The organism is Paenibacillus sp. FSL H7-0326, from assembly GCF_001955535.1.
In the GTDB taxonomy this organism is placed as follows: Bacteria; Bacillota; Bacilli; order Paenibacillales; family Paenibacillaceae; genus Paenibacillus; species Paenibacillus shunpengii.
Map to the genome: position 1 here is coordinate 207616 of NZ_MPVN01000002.1, position 18866 is coordinate 226481.

The window sequence follows — 18866 nt, forward strand, 5'->3', positions numbered from 1 at the left end:
TCAGAAAAAAATCTTTAATCTTGTTTATATTTCGAAAAATTGTTTAAATAATAATTAAGTTTCGATCGTCAGCAATGCAAATTTATATATGTATCTACCTCTATTTTTCTTCTCAATCATTGTTCTATCCTGTTACAACTACCTTTACATCATTCACTAACCTAAACCCTAATTAATCAGCTATATGAGAGCTTTACATTTTTCTAATCTTATTAACTAACAATTTTCACGAATATATTGACCTTTGGTATACCTATATGTAAAATAAAGTAAATTTGTGAGACTGAGGAGAAGGTGAGTATGGTTGTAGATCCTGATATACTTGTTAGAGCTAACAATATGGATTCACTTATTAAAAGTATCGAAGTAAGCTGCGCACATGAGGACTGGGAGGAAGTCATTACTTTATCTCAAGCTTTGTTACATGCTGCTGAACTGGTACATTTTGATATTGTACATCGAAATGGTCCCACCAATGTATACAACAAGCATATCATCTACTATTTTGCCTATAGTCACTTAATGTCGAGCTTATCTTATCAAAAGCTAAAACAATACTCTGAGTCGATCAAATATATTTCTTATTATTCGGAATTGAGCTGGCTTAGTGATGGTACGAAGGCGGGTGAAGCCGTAATTGAGAAATTCAAATCATTTGCTGCCGCTCACTTGTTAACACTTGAAATATTGCGTGGAAATATGAGCAAACTGCCCGAATATGAAGCTTATCTTGAGAATTATTCAGGTAATGCATTGCTAATCGGTCTCTCGATCCTGCTTGAATCTGCCATTGAACATGGTTACTGTATTGATCGACAGTTATTGCGGTTTAAGCAAAATATCAACAGCTATGATTATTATGCAGAACGTAATATGGCTTCCCAATATTTATCGTATCAATATTTGCTTGCTCAGTATGAACAGCTGAACGATCAGCATTCTGAGGCGCTGTGTACAGCGGTCTATACATTATGGGCAGCTGACAGACTTAATAATGACAATTATTTCAAAAAGGCCATCCATTTATTTGAGTCTTTGCGTAAAAATGCTTCCGTTTCTCAATTAACCGCATGCTTTAATCAGCCATTTTATTAAGCTATATTATTAAGCTATATTATTATTAACCATAGAATGATTGATTCAAGATGACAGCGAAATGCTGTCATCTTTATTTTGATGCTTGTGCTATCGCTTTAAATATAAATCATCAGGTGCCATATCCCTCAACTTCTGTTCATCCAACAGTATAAGCTCCCCTCGCCTGCGCTCCAAGATGCCGATCTCCGTAAATTGTTTGACCACTCTATTTAAATGGCGATAGCTTGTACCAAGCAAGTCCGCAATTCCGTTCAAGCTGCGGCTGGATATTTTATTCAGGACAACCCCCGTCTCTGAATCCAACATCATAGAGGTCAAATACCCCGCAAATTTCTTATCTAATGGATATAGCAAATTAACACTGCTCGAACGATTCAGACTCGTCAGCTTGTAGCACATATGCTCCAGCAGGAAATGCAGAAATGCAGGCTGAGTGATGTAATGCTGATTAAGAGCTGAATAGCTGATTCCAATCAAAATGGCGGGTCTTACACATTCTACTGTCGTACTCGCCTTATTCTTCGTCACCAGCTCCACATCTCCTATCAAGCTGAGTGGATCATTGAACCGGAGGGCAAGAGACTTTCCATTTGACATGGTCGTATAGACTTTAAGCCTGCCCTGTACCAGGAAGAATAAATGGTCGATATCGTCGCCGCTCGAGCACACCCGATCTCCATGCATAAGCTCATACAGCTTCATATCGTGAATATTTACAGTGTTCAGCAGTATATCCAGCTCATATGTTTGGATAAATCTCATTAGCAAATCTTCATTATGCAAAAGTTTCAAATTCAAGAAGCTCCTCTCGTTATATATGTAGATTAACGATTACCATACAATTTTTGTTAATCATGCAGGCAAACGCCCTTTCTTCGGCTAGAAGCCCAGGTACAAGGTACTTATGAACTCGTTCTCCCGTACATTATGCTAAAAATAAAATCGGGACGCATGAGTGAACAGTACCCAAAGAGGTGAGCGATGTGCCTATCAAAAACGGTAAACAGTACATTGAACGAATCGATCGCCAACACATTAACTTATGGTATAATGGCGAACGAGTTAATGGTCCATTATCTAAGCATCCCGTATTTAGTGGACTCATACAAACGCAGGCCAAGTTGTATGACATGCAGTGTGATGACAAATATAAAGATCAAATGACTTATTTATCTCCAGACACGGGTGAGTCCGTAGGTCTATCGTATCTACCGCCAAGCAGCTTGGAAGATTTGCAGAAACGAAGAAAGATGATTGAGCTATGGTCAAGGGAGCATCATGGTTTTCTTGGAAGATCACCGGATTACATGAATACAGCGATGATGTCCTTCTATACTGCCGCACATACGCTGGAGGAGCATAACCCCGCATTTGCTCAAAACTTAAGAGATTACTATGCCTATTGCAGAGATCACGACATTACTTTATCCCACGCCTTTATTCAGCCTCCTGCTAGCAAATGGTCCGGTCAAATCGATCAGTTCGAGGATTCCATCGCTGCAAAAGTTGAAGATATTACCGAGGAAGGTTACATCGTCAGCGGAGCCTTTATGATGGCAACGCAAGGACCAACCTGTGACGAGATGATTGTCTTCCCTACCCCTTCTCTTGCTCCTGAGGATGAAGTGAACCCTTATGCATTTGCTTTTGCCGTTCCAAATACTCTTGAAGGAATGACCTTTATTTGCCGTGAAAGTCATGCATCAGAATCATCCTATGATCATCCACTGAGCTCAAGATTCGAGGAGATGGATACACTAGTTATTTTTGACAGGGTACTGGTACCGCATAACCGCATGTTCTATTATGGGGATGAAACCTTTGGCTTCAGGCTCTTTCATGATGGCCACTTTCATACCCATATTGGACATCAAATTATATCACGTTACATTGCCAAAACTGAATTTCTTCTGGGTTTATTTGAAACTTTGGCTGATGAACAAAATGTTGGGCTGGAGCCTCTTTCTGTTGCCAATGTTTCAAAAATCATGACCATGCTGGAGAACTTCAAAGCACTGAGACTTGCTTCTGAAACTTCTGCCGAGCTGGATGAACAGGGAATCCTGATCCCTTCAAGCAGTCCACTTCTCGCTGCAAGCGTTCAGTTTCCTCCATTTTATCTTGAAGTAATCAATATGCTTCAATTGCTTGGATCCAGCGGCATCATTATGTCCCCTATGAAAAATGATCTTTCGTCAGAACCAAGTCTATATGTGAATCAATATTTAAAAGGCCTCACAACGGAGGCCAAGGATCGTATTGCATTATTCAGGCTGGTATGGGAGCTTACTGCCGGACCATTTGGAGGAAGACAAAGTCAATTTGAACGCTTCTTTTTTGGAAGCGCCCAAACGGTTCACATTCGTATGTACAACAGCTATGATAATCATGAAGATTATCGCCAGCTGATTCATAACTTTCTAGCTAATCGAGATACATGATCTCGGAGCTGTTAATTGACTTTGCTTGGGGCGTCGTATAGCGGAATATCCGACGCTCCAACTGTATCCAGACATAGAGGGGTAACGAGCTTGACATAATCCAAGGCCTCATCATATCTGTGCTCGTCCGGGATTAACGTTATCTTGCGCCGGTCCAGCAAACAATTGACTTCGATTCGTTCTGGAATACATCCAAAAGCATGGTGGCAGAATACAATCATCATGTTTTGGTATGCCCGAATGACTTCTTCGTGATAATTGACAATATATTTTTGGATATAGAGCCCTTTCTGCACCATATGATCAGGCTGCCATGCTACCTGGAAGATAACAGACAGGTCCATATGTAAGTCTGATATATAAGCTTTGTGCTCTTCATACAGCAGGACAGGCTGTAACAGCTCCGTATGCTGTGTTAGCAGCCGGACAAGCTCATCGGTTACTCCCCATTTCACATTCCAAAAATGATCGCTGGATTCAAAATCTGTAGTATGTTTAGGCCATCTTTTCTCTAACAAATACTGAATGGGTACTTCTCTGCGAACCTCCGGTGTCAAGCTGTAGTAATCGTTAATGGTATGACTGACAGCATACTGGACCCGATGTCTCCATTCCAGGCTCTGCTGCTTACCCTTGGCTAAATTTCTTAGTCGGTTAAGGGATCTTTCAGACCATAACATTTCCTCCAGCTTATAATCTGTTAATATCCTCTTATGTGGTATCGCTTCAGAAGGTCTCTCCATTGATATCTCTCTCCTTCTCGCTTAAGCTCTTCTCCATTTATGCCGCTGTCTAGTTATAATCTGAATCAATTTCACAAATTAGGATACATGTGCTAAAATTCCGGCAAAACGCTCACCCAGCGCCCTGCAGTCCTTCTTCTCCTCGTCCAGCGGGCTGTACTCTATTTTTAGTGAAGGCTCCGTAACAATGGCTCCACGCTCCTTAAGCTTGGCTTCAGCCGTATCTACCGCGCCGCAGAACAAGTCATATGATGTATCTCCGCTTCCAAACAAGGCTACTTTATAGCCGCTCAGATCCACTTCGTCCAGCTCATCATAAAAATCAAGGAACTCATCCGGCAGATCTCCGTCTCCCCAGGTGTATAGACCGATCATGGTGCCATCATAATTCAGCATTTCATCGGCATTACAATTCTCCGCTGATTTCAGTACAGCTGTATGACCTGCATTCTGTACTCCTTCTGCAATAAGCTCCGCAATTTCCTCTGTATTCCCTGTTAAACTTGCATATACGATTAAGATGTTTGCCATCGTTAATTATCCCTCATTTACTTTTGATATGGAACCATCATATTTGATAATGATTCTCATTGTCAACAGTAAATGAACGACAGCCTGATCCGCTATCCTGCGACAAATGAATGAAAATCGTGTATTCTGATGAAATTTCCGACACAAAATAAGCCGCTTTCTCTAAAGAGAAAACGGCTCAACCTTTCTATACTAAGTTCTATATTCATACAGGCTTGTCACAGCACTATCTATACGCGTTCAGCGGTCATTTTTTGTTCTTTCGTCAGCAAAGGCTCAAATTCATATACCCAGGTTCCATTCTCCGCAACCTTGATCTTTACCAGTCCCTTTTTTCGCAAGCTGGCTATAATGTGTTCTGCTTCCTTGCTGTGAAGGTCCGTGTAGAGCGATATTTCAGATATCGTTAATAAATACTCATGCTTCATCGCGAGCTTCATAAGCTCCTTTTCAAGGCCAAGCTCCCGTCTCTTCTTCATGGAAGAGAGCTCATACAGGCCGTAAGCCAGCGGTGCAGCACCGAATAGCACAAATCCGAGATCGAATCCGGATTGCATCGCAACGAAGGAGTAGGTGTACAAGAGGATAGAGAATACTCCAAGGGCAACAAGAGTTACTGCGATCCATGTTCTGCTATTACTCATCATCAAACCTCCCTTCTTTTACTTTACCCCAAAAGAGGTGATTAAGCACATTTCCAATGAATCAAAATCCTCTTGAATTCCAAGCTTAAGCTAATATAACGCAAAAAACGGGGAATACTGGCATGAAAACACGTAATTGTTGTACAATAGTACCTAATTGTAATTATAGCAATTCGTAAATATTAGGATGAAAATGAACTTGAAGGATGGATTATTACATGTACGCATCACAGCAATGGAAAGACTATGAACTCATAGATACAGGCGGCGGGGAAAAGCTTGAGCGCTGGGGAGATATTATTCTCCGCAGACCCGATCCGCAGATCATCTGGCCGCTTGAGAAGGAAACTGGAGCTTGGAGAAACGTCCATGGCCACTATCATCGCAGCTCCTCCGGCGGAGGTAATTGGGATATGAAGAAGCCCATCCCCGAACGCTGGACAATCTCTTATGAAGAGCTCAAATTCTACATTAAGCCAACCAATTTCAAGCATACGGGCTTATTTCCCGAACAAGCAGCGAACTGGAGCTGGATGATCGAGAAGATTCAAAATGCCGGCAGACCGATCTCGGTATTGAATCTGTTCGCTTATACCGGTGGTGCCACTGTAGCTAGTGCCTACGCTGGTGCCAGCGTTGTACACGTTGATGCAGCGAAGGGCATGGTTCAATGGGCTAAGGAGAATGTACAGCTCTCAGGACTTAGCGACCGGCCTGTCCGTTTTATAACAGACGATGTATTCAAATTCGTTCAACGCGAGCATCGCCGCGGTAATCGCTACGACGCAATCATTATGGATCCTCCATCCTATGGACGTGGACCGAATGGAGAGACTTGGAAGCTGGAGCAGAACCTCTACCCATTCCTGGAGTCATGCACAGGCATTCTGACGGATAACCCCCTGTTTGTTCTCATTAATTCGTATACAACAGGAATCTCTCCTACCGTGCTGTCTAATATGTTAACGATGACGATGCAAAATAAATACGGCGGTAAAATTTCATCTGGTGAGATCGGGCTTCCGATTACAGCATCCAATATGATGCTGCCTTGTGGAATCTTGGGTCGCTGGGAGTCTTGATCCGATGAGTGATTCACAGCCGCTATCTATATTATACGAGGACAACCACCTGCTTGGTGTCGAAAAAATCGTCAATGTGCCAACACAGGCCGATGCATCCGGTGATAGGGATATGTTGTCCATTCTCAAAGAGGATATTAAAGTCCGATTCTCAAAGCCGGGAAATGTATATCTTGGCCTCGTCCACCGTCTGGATCGACCTGTTGGAGGAGCTATGATCTTTGCTAAAACTTCAAAAGCTGCATCCAGACTATCGGATGCGGTCAGAACTCGAAAGTTTGAGAAGACTTATATGGCTGTTGTTCACGGTACTCCTCCTGCCAAGCAGGGTAGACTTACGCATACACTGCTGAAGAACGAGAAGACAAACATCGTATCTGTTGTGCCGGAAGGTACGCCTGGCGGCAAGAATGCGATCTTGGATTATTATGTGCTGGGACAGACAGACAAGCTGTCACTCGTTCAGGTAGTACTGCATACAGGGAGATCGCACCAGATACGAGTTCAATGCATGGCGATGGGCTGCCCCTTATATGGGGACCAAAAATATGGAGCGGAATTAAACAAGCCAGGACAGCAGCTCGCGCTTTGGTCCGTGTCCGTTGGCTTTCCTCATCCCGTAACGAAGGAACACGTGCAGCTGATTTCCGTTCCGCCCCGCAAATTTCCATGGAGCGAATGGCCTGAACCTTTGTATAAAAGTGCAGCGACTCAGCCTTTCGTATAAAATTATCCATATACGTAAAAATCCCGATCTGCAATTCAAGCAGATCGGGATTTTTATATTATTAAATCAATTTCATAGTACTTCTTAGCTGCTGATTCATTGAAATTGATTCATCTAATTATTTGTTATCACTAGTGCTAACTTCTGCCACCTTCATAGCCACGCCTTTTGCATCCTTCGGTACGGATCTCTTAATAAAGAAGGCGAGTACCAGTGCCACTACGGTAACCCCTGTAGCAATAATAAACGAGAAGTTAATACCGTTGATTTGCGCATCATTTGCTAGTTGAAGCATGGCAGCTTGATCCTGTGGATTAATATCTGCCATATGCGTTTCCACATAATGAGTCGTACGGTTACTGAATATGGTGATGAAAATAGCCGTTCCGATGGCTCCGAATACCGTACGCAGTGTATTTAGCATCACCGTTCCGTGAGCATTCAGATTTTGAGGTATATCATTCAAGGCAGCGGTTTGAACCGGCATCATGAGAAGTGACATACCGAACATCCGGAGCGTATACACGATAATCAGCTGCGTATAAGACGTATCCATCGTTAATGTGCTGAATTCCCATGTTGTTATGATCGTAATAATCAGACCGATAATGCTAAGCCATTTTGCTCCAAATTTATCGAACAAGGAGCCCGTAATAGGAGACATGATACCCATAACGATTGCACCTGGAAGCATCAACAGCCCGGAATCAAGAGCACTGATTCCACGAATCGTTTGCAAATAAATCGGCAGGAGAATCATACCTGAGAACATCGCCATCGTTACGACGATCAGAACCGCTGTATTCAGCGTGTACATGGAATTCTTGAACACTCTGAACTCGAGCAGTGGAACATCCATCTTGAATTGACGAAGGACAAACACCAATAAGGAGATCGCACCCACAACCAAGCAAGTGATAACGATCGGATCGTTCCAGCCGTTAGAGCCGGCATCACTGAAGCCATACAACAGTCCGCCAAAACCGATCGTTGATAGAATAACCGAAGTAATATCAAGCGTCGGATTGGATACTTCTGTAACATTTTTTACAAACTTTATCCCCACAAGCACGGCGATTACAGCAATTGGTAGAATAATGTAGAATAGCAATTTCCAGCTGTCAAAGGTTTGAACAACCCATCCAGATAATGTAGGGCCGATCGCTGGAGCCAGAATCATGGCAATACCGATCATCCCCATCGCACGTCCACGCTGTTCAATCGGGAAAATATTAAGGATAACAACGGATAACAACGGCATGATCACACCTGCACCTGCTGCCTGAACAACACGCCCAGTCATAAGGACAGCAAAGGTAGGGCTAAGTGCACACAGCAAAGTACCTAGTGTAAATAAAGTCATACCGGTAATAAAAATTTGTCTAGTCGTAAACTTCGCCATCAGATATGCCGTAATCGGAATCAAAACGCCGTTTACAAGCATAAAGCCAGTGGATAACCATTGGACTGTTGTTGCACCTACGCTGAGGTCCTCCATAATTTTAGGCAAAGCAACGTTAAGTAATGTTTGGTTCAAAAAGGCAACAAACGCACCCAGCAGCATCGCAAATAAGATTGGACCTTTTTTGAATTCGATCGTCTTTCCAGACTGATTTGCAGCAATACTACTCATATTAATCAATCATCTCTCTTTCTCCATCTTTTCAAGCATCAAGGAATGAATACGAAGCAAATTGTCGATATCTTCCCTCGGTAAATCCATCATATGAGATACTTTTGACATCCATAGCTCATAGACTCTCTTCTGCACTTCTCTCCCTTTCACCGTAACCTGAAGCTCCAAAGACCTCCGATCATGAAGGCATCTGTCTCTCTCCACGAGTTCAGCCTTAACAAGACGGTCAACGACACCGCTCGTTGTACTGCTTCCCATATGGCAGAGCTCCGCTAATTCAGCCAACCCAATGTTAGGATGCTCAATTAGGATAGATAATACCAGCATTTGAATACGGGTAATCTCCATCTCCTCTTCCTGTTTCCAGAATAGTCGATGAAAGCTCTGGTTCACCTGACGAAAGGACGAGAATATCTGATACATCTCATCGTATTCGAGCATGATACTCACCTTTGCTACAAAATAATTATTTTATAAAATATTTCGTATACGAAATATAAGGAGTACAAAGTAATATTATAGACCGTTTTAAAAAATAGTCAACACCTTCTATATGTAATTATTTTCTTATCAATTATATTGCCCAAACAAAAAAGGAATACGCAGCGCGTATCCCATTAGAAGGATAAACCAATTCATCTTTATCAAGAAGTTTGCTTGGTTGGGGAGCTTTGGGAAGTGATCTTGGTCAGCAGGTAGACAAGCAGCTGTTGATTATGCGAAGAAATTTTGCCAAGTGTCCCGCTAATAAAATCTTCACGGATAATCATTCCGCGCTGTGCCTCTTGTTTTCCTCTCTCTGTTAATGTGACCCATACAATTCGGCGATCGCGATCGTCCCTGCTGCGAAGTATAAGCTCATTCTTCTCCATACGATCGAGCAGCATCGTTATAGCTGCAGGTGTTGTAGACAGATAAGGAATGAATTCGGACGGCTTCATACGGGGTTGCTCGGATAGCAGTTCAAGCACCGTCAGCTGAGCCTCAGTTAATGCAGGAGCAAGGGCCTGATCCATATGGGCTTTGTAGTCCTTCGTCAGCCTTGCCCATAGTTTAGCGAATTCAGAAGAATGCATCTGTTCTTCTCCCCTCTCTTGTAGAGATTAAGTGCTTGCTTTAGTCATTAACTATTTAGCTGATGAATCATTTCGCTCTTTTTGATGCAATTCCTGCCCCATTTTGGCGACTCGACCGGTATCGACGAAGGTTCTTATTCTTTGCATTGTAACGTCAAAAAAAGCCCCTGATGCCGTTTTCTGGCGTATCAGAGGCTCTTATGACATAATTTAGGATGTCGAATCAACCGCCCGATTATCTATGACCCGTACAATCGAGTCATTCTTCTCTACGCTGACCAGCGCTTTGCCTGTACTTCTCTTATCAGAGATCGGTGCCGATTCTGTAGAAAATCCTAGCATTTTGCCTTGTTCTGTCAACGCGATCAGCTGCAGTGGCTCTTTGACATGGTATGCAGCGACGATTTGGCTGCCATTCGGCTTGACACGTTTGCCTTCCTTGAATTCAAAGGTGGCAACACCTTTACCGCCGCGGGATTGCAGCGGATAATCAAGCAGAAGGGATCTCTTTCCATAACCAAGATCCGTTATGGTAAAGATTTCTCCTTCATCCTCATCAACCCATACAGCCGTGACAAGCTCATCCTCGTCTTTTAATTGTATCCCTTTCACACCGCCGGATACACGGCCCATTGGGTTCACTTCATCCTCCAGGAATCTTACACTTTGTCCCAGCTTGGAGATAAGCAGAATGTGCCTTCCTCCCGTACTGAGATGAACACGGATAACCTCATCATTTGCACCGACCTTGCATGCGGCAACTGCCGAAGAACGCTTGGTCACATAATCTTTTAATGCAGTACGCTTGATCTGCCCTCTCCGTGTTACGAAGACGAGACTTGCCTCTTCTTGCTCGAAGCTGCGTACCGGTATGATGCTGACAACTCGATCTTCCTTCGATAATGGAATAACGTTAACGATCGCAGTCCCCGGATCCTTCCATTTGAATTCCGGCACCTGATGGACTGGCAGAAGGTAATATTGTCCCCGCTGTGTAAACACAAGCAAATTATCCAGCGTATTTACATCATAATACGAAGAGATGACATCACCTTCAATCACACCCGAGCTGCTCCGGTCTCCTCCTGAACGGGTAAAGGAAAGCATACTTGTGCGCTTGATGTATCCTTCGTTGGACAACGTCACGAGCACGTCCTCCGAATTGACCAGAACCTCAAGGTTAACCTTCAGCTCCTCTACCTCTTCCTGAATGGCAGAACGGCGTTCTATGCCGTACTTCTCACGGATCTCCTTAAGCTCCTTTCGAATGATACTGATGAGCTTCCGATCACTTTCGAGAATACTCCGAAGCTCGGCGACTTTCTTCTGGATCTCATCCAGCTCTTTTTGCAGCGTAGTGATCTCCAGATTCGTTAGACGATACAGCTGTAACGTAAGAATGGAGTCTGCCTGCCGCTCGGTAAAGCCAAACATCCATTCCAGATTGTTCTGGGCATCCTGGCGATTCTTGGATGCTTTAATGGCAGCAATAACTTCATCCAGAATGTTAAGCGCTTTGACAAGTCCTTCCAGAACATGAGCCCGATCCTCGGCTTTCTCGAGATCGTATTGCGTTCGGTGAGTGACAACCTCACGCTGATGCGCAATATAAGCTTCAAGTATCGGCTTAAGCCCAAGCTGATGAGGTGCTTTATTCACGATCGCCACCATATTGGAGTTATACGTGACTTGAAGATCGGTTTTTTTGAGCAAATAGTTAAGAATTCCTTGGGCATCTGCTTCTTTTTTGAGCTCAACGACAATACGCAAGCCTTCACGCCCGCTCTCATCTCGCACCTCAGCAATACCCTCGATCTTCTTCTCCAGGCGAATCGTTTCCATCGCAGTAACCAGCCGTGACTTAACGACCTGATAAGGAATTTCGGTAATGACGATCTGCTGCTTACCGCCCCGCAAATTTTCAATTTCCGTCTTGGAACGAATATAGATGCGGCCCTTACCCGTACGATAGGCGTCCAGAATTCCACTTCCACCCATAATGATGCCGCCTGTTGGAAAGTCGGGTCCTTTGATAAAGGTCATAATTTCTTCAAGAGAGATGGAAGGCTTCTCCATCACAGCAATACACGCGTCAATTACTTCTCTTAAATTATGTGTTGGAATCTCTGTAGCGAAGCCGGACGAGATCCCGCTTGCCCCGTTCACAAGCAGATTCGGAAAACGAGATGGGAGAACGACCGGTTCTTTGGCCGTGTTATCGAAATTGTCTTTAAATAGAACCGTACGCTTCTCAATGTCGCGCAGAATTTCCATTGCAATCGGTGACAAGCGTGCTTCGGTATAGCGCATTGCTGCCGCTGGATCATCATCCTGAGAACCCCAGTTTCCATGTCCATCGATAAGCACATGTCCCATCTTCCAAGGCTGCGCCATACGCACCATTCCCTCATAGATGGAGGAATCCCCGTGGGGATGATAATTACCCATCACATCACCAACGGTTTTTGCAGATTTGCGGTACGGTTTGTCAGGCGTATTGTTTGAATCGTACATGGCATACAAGATACGACGCTGAACGGGCTTGAGCCCATCACGCACATCAGGTATCGCCCGATCCTGAATAATGTATTTAGAATAACGACCGAATCGATCGCCTACAACTTCTTCTAGAAATGCTGGTAAAAACTGTTCAGATAAACTCATTCAAAGCACCTTCTATTCTTCGTACTCTGTAAAATCTACGTTCTCAACGATCCAGCGCTTACGCGGATCAACCTTATCACCCATCAAAGTGGTTACTCTTCTTTCGGCCTTGGCTGCATCTTCAATCTTCACCTGCAGTAAGGTACGGGTATCCGGATCCATCGTCGTTTCCCACAGCTGCTCTGGATTCATCTCGCCCAGACCTTTATAACGCTGTAACTCGTAATTTTTGCCGAATTCCTTAACATAAATTTGCAGCTGATCCTCCGTAAACGCATAACGGACTGTTTCAAGCTTACCTGTCTTCCGGCTGATCTTATAGAGAGGAGGCTGTGCAATATACACCTTCCCTGCATCAATAAGCGGCTTCATATAGCGATAAAAGAAGGTTAGTAGTAATACCTGGATATGAGCGCCATCTGTATCCGCATCCGTCATAATAATGATCTTGGAGTAATTGCTGTCTTCGACAGCAAACTCAGTGCCGATTCCTGCACCGATGGCAGACATAATTGCCCGGTATTCTTCGTTCTTCATAATATCGGCCAGCTTTGCCTTCTCCGGATTCATCGGCTTGCCTTTGAGCGGCAGAATGGCCTGAATCTTGGAATCGCGCCCTTGCTTCGCTGAGCCGCCTGCGGAATCACCTTCAACGATGAACAGCTCATTCCGAGAGTAATCTTTGGACTGTGCCGGTGTCAGCTTCCCGCCCAGATTAGAGCTTTCACTCCGTTTCTTGCCGGATCGCATATCATCTCTGGCTTTACGCGCCGCTTCTCTCGCTTTCGAAGCCTGAACTGCCTTCTTGATCAAGGTCTGTGCAACCTGCGGATTCTCTTCGAGAAAACGCTGCATGCTCTCGGTAACGACTTGATCCACTGTACTGCGCGCTGACGCACTGCCAAGCTGATCTTTAGTCTGGCCGACAAACTCCACTTCAGACATTTTAACACTGATGACTGCCATCATGCCTTCACGCAGATCGTTTCCTTCCAGATTTTTGTCTTTTTCCTTAATCATGCTCGTACGTCTTGCGTATTCATTCATGATTCGCGTATATGCCGTCTTGAAGCCTGTTTCATGTGTTCCGCCGCCGCGTGTAGGTATAGAGTTAACGAACGATACAATCGTTTCGGTATATCCCGCATTATACTGGATCGCAATTTCGACTTCGATGTCCTCTTTTTCCGCATTAAAATGGATAACATCTGTCAGTAGATCCTTGCCTTCATTCAGATAGGCTACGAATTGACTTGCACCGCCTTCGTAATAATACTCGTCTTGATTGCCGCTGCGCTCATCCTTGAGCACTATTCTCAGCCCAGAGTTCAGGAATGCAATCTCCTGCAAACGATCAGCCAGTGTCTCGTAGCTAAGAGCAATACCGGATTTAAAAACTTTGATGTCCGGCTTGAATCTTACCTTGGTCCCGGTTTGCCGTGTATTACCGATAACTTCAAGACCTGTAACCGGCTCCCCGACATGCTCGGTTCCCTTCTTATCTACCCAGTATTCAAAGCGCTGCCGGTGAATCTTACCCTCTCGATAAATTTCCACCTCGAGAAACTCGGATAAAGCGTTCGTTACCGAGGCACCAACACCATGGAGTCCACCGGATTTTTTGTAACCGCCTCCGCCAAACTTGCCGCCTGCGTGCAGTATCGTATACACGACCTGGGGTGTAGGAATACCTGTCTTGTGCATCCCAGTCGGAATGCCTCGTCCATTATCCTGCACCGTAACAGATGCGTCTTTATGTAGCGTAATTTCAATCTTGTCACAGTATTTTGCTAAATGCTCATCGACAGCGTTGTCGACAATTTCCCAGACTAAATGATGTAAGCCAGAGCTACTTGTGCTGCCAATGTACATACCCGGTCTTTTTCGTACAGCGACAAGTCCCTCCAGCACTTGAATGTCGTCTGCTCCATAGCCGTTATTCCCGGATACGTCAGCAGATAGATCCATCTCTTGGGTCATGAATGCTCCCCCTCTTATGCCTTCACTCTTCATGAATGATCACACTTTTAAAATATATTTAGATAAATAAATCAATTTCATAATACCTTTAGCTGCTTCAATCAAAGGTATATATAGCTTCAAAATCACCGTTTTAATGATTTATGAAATTGATAGAGATAAAGAACGAATAAAGTTGTCTTCAAGCTATGCTGTTCTCAGCTTAAAAATGCAAACAGATGTTTCTTATCCTTGTCCATTTTAATTCAAGATATCCCGTTTCGTAAAGACAAGGAATGAAACAACAAGCGAACTTATCCCCCATATGCTCAGCACACAGAGCGAAAATAGAAGCGTCATGCCTTCTATTGGCGGCAAATTTCCGGCCAAATAGCCGGTCAGATTCAAATTTACCATGAATAAATATTTTGCGCTGTCCCAAGAGGCGGCCATATTCGTCAATATTGTGCCGGCGATCAGTGCGGCCATCATAATAACGATGCTTGCGGATGTGCTTCTTACCAGCGTAGACACCATAAAGGACAGCACTGCCACAATGATACTAACAAACCATATTAATCCGGACTGCATCAGCAGATACTCCCACTGCTCCACTGCATGCACTTTGCTCATATCCACATCAGAGCCATTAATCTGAAAACCGGTAAAAATGGGGAAGGTAAAGCCCTTAAATCCGAAAAACAGACCTGAAATAAGATAACAAATGATAAATACGGCAAGAACAATAAGAGATACAAACATCAGCAGTGTGATTAGTTTGCTCAGCAGTATTTTCCACCGCTTGACAGGCCTTGTCAGCAGCATCTTAATCGTCCCTGTCGTCCTCTCGCCGGACACGAGATCAGAAGCCATGGCGACCACGAGCAAAGGTATAAACAAATTGATAGAATTGTTCATGAACTCTCTTGTAAACGTGACACCGCTCGGTTCATTCGGATTAATATCGTGATCCAAATAGTACTGAAGCTGTTGAATGTATATTCGCCGATATTGCTTCCACTCTTCCGGCACACGATCACTGCCTAGTGAATTCTGATTATCCGTGATTGCCTGCTGCATTTCAAGCCGCCAGTCCTGTCCGAACTTTTCACGTTTTGTTTCAGCTTCTCTCATCTGAGCATAGGTAAACATCGGTGTTAGTACGACTAATACTAGCAGAATGACATAAAACCTCTTTTTCTTGATCATTTTGATGACTTCATTACGAACAAGAGGCAGCACACTATTCAAAACAATTCACCTTCTGTCATCTTCAAAAATAATTGTTCGAGCGTAGGATTGACTTTCTGTACACCTTCTACCTGTATTCCGGCACGAACCATGGTTTTTACCATATCGGGAATTAGGCTTTCGGGCATTTCAGTGATAATGGCGTTATTACCGAGGCTCGCCGTCAAAGTATCGTCCAGCATACTTGCATCCTCCAGCTCTCTTACCTGTGAATGGCTGAGAAGCCAGCGAACTCCTTCTTCCCTGGGAGATAAATGCCAGATCGTGATATTGCTGTGATCCTCAATAAGCTCATCGACCTTGCCTACCGTGAGGATCTCTCCGTTACTTATAATCGCAACTCTATCACACATGAGCTGGATCTCACTAAGCAGATGGCTGCTGACAAACACCGCAAGTCCTTCATCCGCAAGCTTGCGTATAAAAGCCCTGAGCTCCTTGATCCCCTTTGGATCAAGGCCATTGGTCGGCTCATCCAGAATTAACAGCTTTGGATTACCAAGAAGGGCCTGGGCAATCCCCAGCCGCTGTCTCATGCCAAGAGAATATGTACTGACTTTCTCATGAATTCGCTGATCAAGACCCACAATCTCGGTTACTTCATTAATGCGTTCTTCAGCAATACCTGGCTGCATTCTCGCAAAATGCTCTAAATTTTCATAACCGGTCAAATAGGAGTACATTTCCGGATTCTCCACGATGGAGCCTACATATTTCAGCGCTTGCTCCGGCTGTCGATGAACGGGATATCCGCATACACTCACAACACCCTCCGTGGGCTTGATCAAGTCAACGAGCATGCGGATCGTCGTTGTCTTTCCCGCTCCATTGGGACCTAGAAAGCCGAATACTTCTCCAGCACGAACTTCAAATGAAACATCCTTGATGATCCACTTTTTCTTGATTCTCTTCTTTAAGTGCTCAACTGACAACACAATCTCTCTTGAATTACTCGTCATCTGTCTTCACCCTCTGACCATGTACATCGTGAATTCCCAGCACTTCAATGATCCGTTCAGCGATTTCCTCATATCCCTGTGCATTGGGATGAAAATGATCGGAAGCCAGCAATTGCGGAACACTATGCTCAAATAGATCAAACGTTTCGGCCATCATCATCTGATCGTCTGTATTAATAAGCTGCAGCGCCTGACTATTCCAAGCCGACACCACTGTATTGCCCAGCAGCTTCATATCAGGCAAATCATTGAAAGGATTATATAACCCTACATATACAATCCAGGCTTCTGGATTAATCTCTGCAATTTTTCGTAAAACTTCTTTGAGATTAGTCGTTCCACCCGGCAAAGTGTCATACAGCTCTTCAGCATCAGGCAGCTCTGCCGCGCCCTCTTCATACGCCTGAGCTGCCTTGAATAAGTCATTGCCTCCAATAGACAGCAGAATTAAATTAGATTGCTTTAAAACATACTGTACTCCCGTCTCATCGAGCTGCGGCAGCAGCCCTTCTGTAGTCAATCCATTAATAGCTAGATTGGCCGTAACTCGAACCTCATTCTCTTCATCCTGCAGCATTCCGACGACACGACGAATAAAGCCTTTTCCATCGTCATCTCCGGTTCCCTTCGCCAGAGAATCTCCAATGGCTGCCACTTTTATTTCTTTACTTTGCTCGATTGGCGCTGCCAAGGGCACTTCACGATCTGCCCCTTCATCTTCCATAAGTACGGTATTCCCTGATGGAGCGATAATATCCTGCACCGCAAGGACAAAACCGGTGATAAGAACGATGGTTACTATAATCGAAGTCGTACTTACAATTGCCCATATTTTTGTTGAAGATTTCACAAGGACCTTCCCTCCACAACAATTTATTCATAAAATTTCTGGTAAAAGTACGAAATGAGGTTTTATGTAAAATCCGGATTATTAGGATCGTCCAATTTCACTCTAAACTTACAACCCGATAATGAATAATTTCATATTGTAAAATGGGTTCTCATGATAAACATAAAACTTCAGGCCTCCATTTGCAAATAATGTCCAAAAAAAAGAACCTCCAGTTACGGAGATCCCAAAACAACAGCATAATATGTTTGCACCTAAAAAATATGGCATTTTGCTTGAGATGACTTAAGGGTCATTTAAAGCCTTACTAACTAAAGCAACTTCATAATTCCTTGTTCATGGGTTATGAAATTAGATTCAACAATAACTTATTTTCCGACAAATTCCTGAGCCCAGTAGCCATTCACATACCCTACACCAATAAGTGTAAAGTTTTTGTTCATGATGTTGGCTTTGTGTCCAGGACTGTTCATCCATGCTTTAACTACTTCAGCAGGTGTTTTTTGCCCTTTGGCAATGTTCTCACCAGCATAGCTGTAGCTGATACCGAAAGTCTTCATCATATCGAATGGAGAACCGTAAGTTGGAGATGTGTGACTGAAGTAATTGTTGTCACTCATGTCCTTCGCTTTCGCTACGGCCATTTTTGTCAGATTCGTATGAATTGTAAGCGGTTTGAGACCGCCTGCTGCACGTTCCTTGTTAACCAAAGCAACAACTTCCTTCGCATATGCGGATACAACAGAGCTGGAGTCTGTAGAAGTGTTACCAGAGTTAGAGTTGGAACCACTATTAGATCCCGTATTTGAACCAGTGTTAGATCCGGAGTTAGAACCGTTGCTAGACCCTGTTTCAGATCCAGTATTCGAACCTGCGTTAGATCCTGTATCAGGTTTTTGAGTTGTGTTACCACCAACGGTAATGACTTTCCCGCCGATCGTAATCGTATTACCGTCAACCTTCACCTCATGACCATTTTCCTTAAGGAAATCTAAAATGGATTGCTGATAGCTTTCGAGCTTATCCTTAGCTGGAGAAGCGGAAGCTACACCCGCGCCTGGCAGAAGCATTCCTGCTGCAAGAACTGCACTCAAACTACCAGCGATGACAGTTTTCTTAATAGACGATCTCTTCAAAAATATCAGCTCCTAAGTATTAAATATTACAATTTTGTAACTGGTATGCTTAGGATTATAACAGCACTT

At 43.9% G+C, this 18866-nt stretch carries 17 protein-coding genes; 4 read left to right on the forward strand and 13 right to left on the reverse strand.

Going from position 1 to position 18866, the window contains the following annotated elements; all coding sequences use genetic code 11:
* Positions 1-300 precede the first annotated feature (300 nt).
* Entirely contained in the window at positions 301-1095 is a 795-nt protein-coding gene (locus BK126_RS11585) for a hypothetical protein (RefSeq protein WP_076312819.1), read from the forward strand.
* A 90-nt stretch (positions 1096-1185) separates the two neighbouring features.
* On the opposite strand, the gene BK126_RS11590 is transcribed toward BK126_RS11585, so the two are convergent.
* The gene (locus tag BK126_RS11590) at positions 1186-1890 is read right to left on the reverse strand and encodes a Crp/Fnr family transcriptional regulator (RefSeq protein WP_076312820.1); all 705 of its coding nucleotides are present in this window, start codon (positions 1888-1890) and stop codon (positions 1186-1188) included.
* A 191-nt stretch (positions 1891-2081) separates the two neighbouring features.
* Here BK126_RS11590 and BK126_RS11595 point away from each other — a divergent pair, with 191 nt between their 5' ends.
* On the forward strand, positions 2082-3539 hold the full coding sequence (locus BK126_RS11595; RefSeq protein ID WP_076312821.1) for a 4-hydroxyphenylacetate 3-hydroxylase family protein: 1458 nt from the start codon (positions 2082-2084) through the stop codon (positions 3537-3539).
* A gap of 11 nt (positions 3540-3550) precedes the next feature.
* Here BK126_RS11595 and BK126_RS11600 read toward each other — a convergent pair whose 3' ends face one another.
* From BK126_RS11600 to BK126_RS11610, 3 genes are all read right to left on the reverse strand, one after another.
* A complete protein-coding gene (locus BK126_RS11600) occupies positions 3551-4282 on the reverse strand; it encodes a hypothetical protein (protein WP_076312822.1) in 732 nt (243 codons plus the stop codon).
* A 78-nt stretch (positions 4283-4360) separates the two neighbouring features.
* Positions 4361-4813, reverse strand: a complete 453-nt coding sequence (locus BK126_RS11605) for a flavodoxin (RefSeq protein ID WP_076312823.1) — start codon at positions 4811-4813, stop codon at positions 4361-4363.
* Positions 4814-5043: 230 nt separating this feature from the next.
* Complete coding sequence (locus BK126_RS11610; RefSeq protein WP_143042094.1) at positions 5044-5460, reverse strand: hypothetical protein; 417 nt, start codon at positions 5458-5460, stop codon at positions 5044-5046.
* 215 nt (positions 5461-5675) lie between these two features.
* On the opposite strand from BK126_RS11610, the gene BK126_RS11615 reads away from it, so the two are divergent.
* Together BK126_RS11615 and BK126_RS11620 are read left to right on the forward strand one after the other, a co-directional pair.
* The gene (locus BK126_RS11615) at positions 5676-6539 is read left to right on the forward strand and encodes a class I SAM-dependent methyltransferase (RefSeq protein WP_076312825.1); all 864 of its coding nucleotides are present in this window, start codon (positions 5676-5678) and stop codon (positions 6537-6539) included.
* A gap of 4 nt (positions 6540-6543) precedes the next feature.
* Positions 6544-7266 carry an RluA family pseudouridine synthase gene (locus tag BK126_RS11620; RefSeq protein ID WP_076312826.1) on the forward strand — a complete coding sequence of 241 codons (723 nt, stop codon included), beginning with the start codon at positions 6544-6546 and terminating at the stop codon, positions 7264-7266.
* Between the two features lie 118 nt (positions 7267-7384).
* Here BK126_RS11620 and BK126_RS11625 read toward each other — a convergent pair whose 3' ends face one another.
* The 9 genes from BK126_RS11625 to BK126_RS11665 all read right to left on the reverse strand — a co-directional run bounded on the left by BK126_RS11625 (position 7385) and on the right by BK126_RS11665 (position 18797).
* The gene (locus BK126_RS11625) at positions 7385-8899 is read right to left on the reverse strand and encodes a DHA2 family efflux MFS transporter permease subunit (RefSeq protein WP_076313512.1); all 1515 of its coding nucleotides are present in this window, start codon (positions 8897-8899) and stop codon (positions 7385-7387) included.
* Positions 8900-8908: 9 nt separating this feature from the next.
* Positions 8909-9343, reverse strand: a complete 435-nt coding sequence (locus tag BK126_RS11630; RefSeq protein WP_076312827.1) for a MarR family winged helix-turn-helix transcriptional regulator — start codon at positions 9341-9343, stop codon at positions 8909-8911.
* A 203-nt stretch (positions 9344-9546) separates the two neighbouring features.
* Entirely contained in the window at positions 9547-9978 is a 432-nt protein-coding gene (locus tag BK126_RS11635; protein WP_047911200.1) for a MarR family winged helix-turn-helix transcriptional regulator, read from the reverse strand.
* Positions 9979-10188: 210 nt separating this feature from the next.
* A complete protein-coding gene (gene gyrA / locus BK126_RS11640) occupies positions 10189-12642 on the reverse strand; it encodes a DNA gyrase subunit A (protein WP_076312828.1) in 2454 nt (817 codons plus the stop codon).
* 12 nt (positions 12643-12654) lie between these two features.
* On the reverse strand, positions 12655-14622 hold the full coding sequence (gene parE / locus BK126_RS11645) for a DNA topoisomerase IV subunit B (protein WP_076312829.1): 1968 nt from the start codon (positions 14620-14622) through the stop codon (positions 12655-12657).
* 240 nt (positions 14623-14862) lie between these two features.
* Entirely contained in the window at positions 14863-15852 is a 990-nt protein-coding gene (locus tag BK126_RS11650; protein ID WP_076312830.1) for an ABC transporter permease, read from the reverse strand.
* Entirely contained in the window at positions 15849-16811 is a 963-nt protein-coding gene (locus BK126_RS11655; protein WP_076312831.1) for an ABC transporter ATP-binding protein, read from the reverse strand. Before BK126_RS11655 ends, BK126_RS11650 begins: the two co-directional genes overlap by 4 nt.
* Entirely contained in the window at positions 16801-17661 is an 861-nt protein-coding gene (locus BK126_RS11660; RefSeq protein ID WP_076312832.1) for a GDSL-type esterase/lipase family protein, read from the reverse strand. Before BK126_RS11660 ends, BK126_RS11655 begins: the two co-directional genes overlap by 11 nt.
* Positions 17662-18029: 368 nt before the next feature.
* Entirely contained in the window at positions 18030-18797 is a 768-nt protein-coding gene (locus tag BK126_RS11665) for a CAP domain-containing protein (protein ID WP_076312833.1), read from the reverse strand.
* Between the last annotated feature and the right edge of the window lie 69 nt (positions 18798-18866).

Coding starts and splice junctions, on each gene's coding strand:
- BK126_RS11585 (WP_076312819.1), top strand. CDS start 301: ATGGTTGTAGATCCTGATATACTTGTTAGAGCTAACAATATGGATTCA.
- BK126_RS11600 (WP_076312822.1), bottom strand. CDS start 4,282: ATGGAGAGACCTTCTGAAGCGATACCACATAAGAGGATATTAACAGAT.
- BK126_RS11605 (WP_076312823.1), bottom strand. CDS start 4,813: ATGGCAAACATCTTAATCGTATATGCAAGTTTAACAGGGAATACAGAG.
- BK126_RS11610 (WP_143042094.1), bottom strand. CDS start 5,460: ATGATGAGTAATAGCAGAACATGGATCGCAGTAACTCTTGTTGCCCTT.
- BK126_RS11615 (WP_076312825.1), top strand. CDS start 5,676: ATGTACGCATCACAGCAATGGAAAGACTATGAACTCATAGATACAGGC.
- BK126_RS11620 (WP_076312826.1), top strand. CDS start 6,544: ATGAGTGATTCACAGCCGCTATCTATATTATACGAGGACAACCACCTG.
- BK126_RS11625 (WP_076313512.1), bottom strand. CDS start 8,899: ATGAGTAGTATTGCTGCAAATCAGTCTGGAAAGACGATCGAATTCAAA.
- BK126_RS11630 (WP_076312827.1), bottom strand. CDS start 9,343: ATGCTCGAATACGATGAGATGTATCAGATATTCTCGTCCTTTCGTCAG.
- BK126_RS11635 (WP_047911200.1), bottom strand. CDS start 9,978: ATGCATTCTTCTGAATTCGCTAAACTATGGGCAAGGCTGACGAAGGAC.
- gyrA (WP_076312828.1), bottom strand. CDS start 12,642: ATGAGTTTATCTGAACAGTTTTTACCAGCATTTCTAGAAGAAGTTGTA.
- parE (WP_076312829.1), bottom strand. CDS start 14,622: ATGACCCAAGAGATGGATCTATCTGCTGACGTATCCGGGAATAACGGC.
- BK126_RS11655 (WP_076312831.1), bottom strand. CDS start 16,811: ATGACGAGTAATTCAAGAGAGATTGTGTTGTCAGTTGAGCACTTAAAG.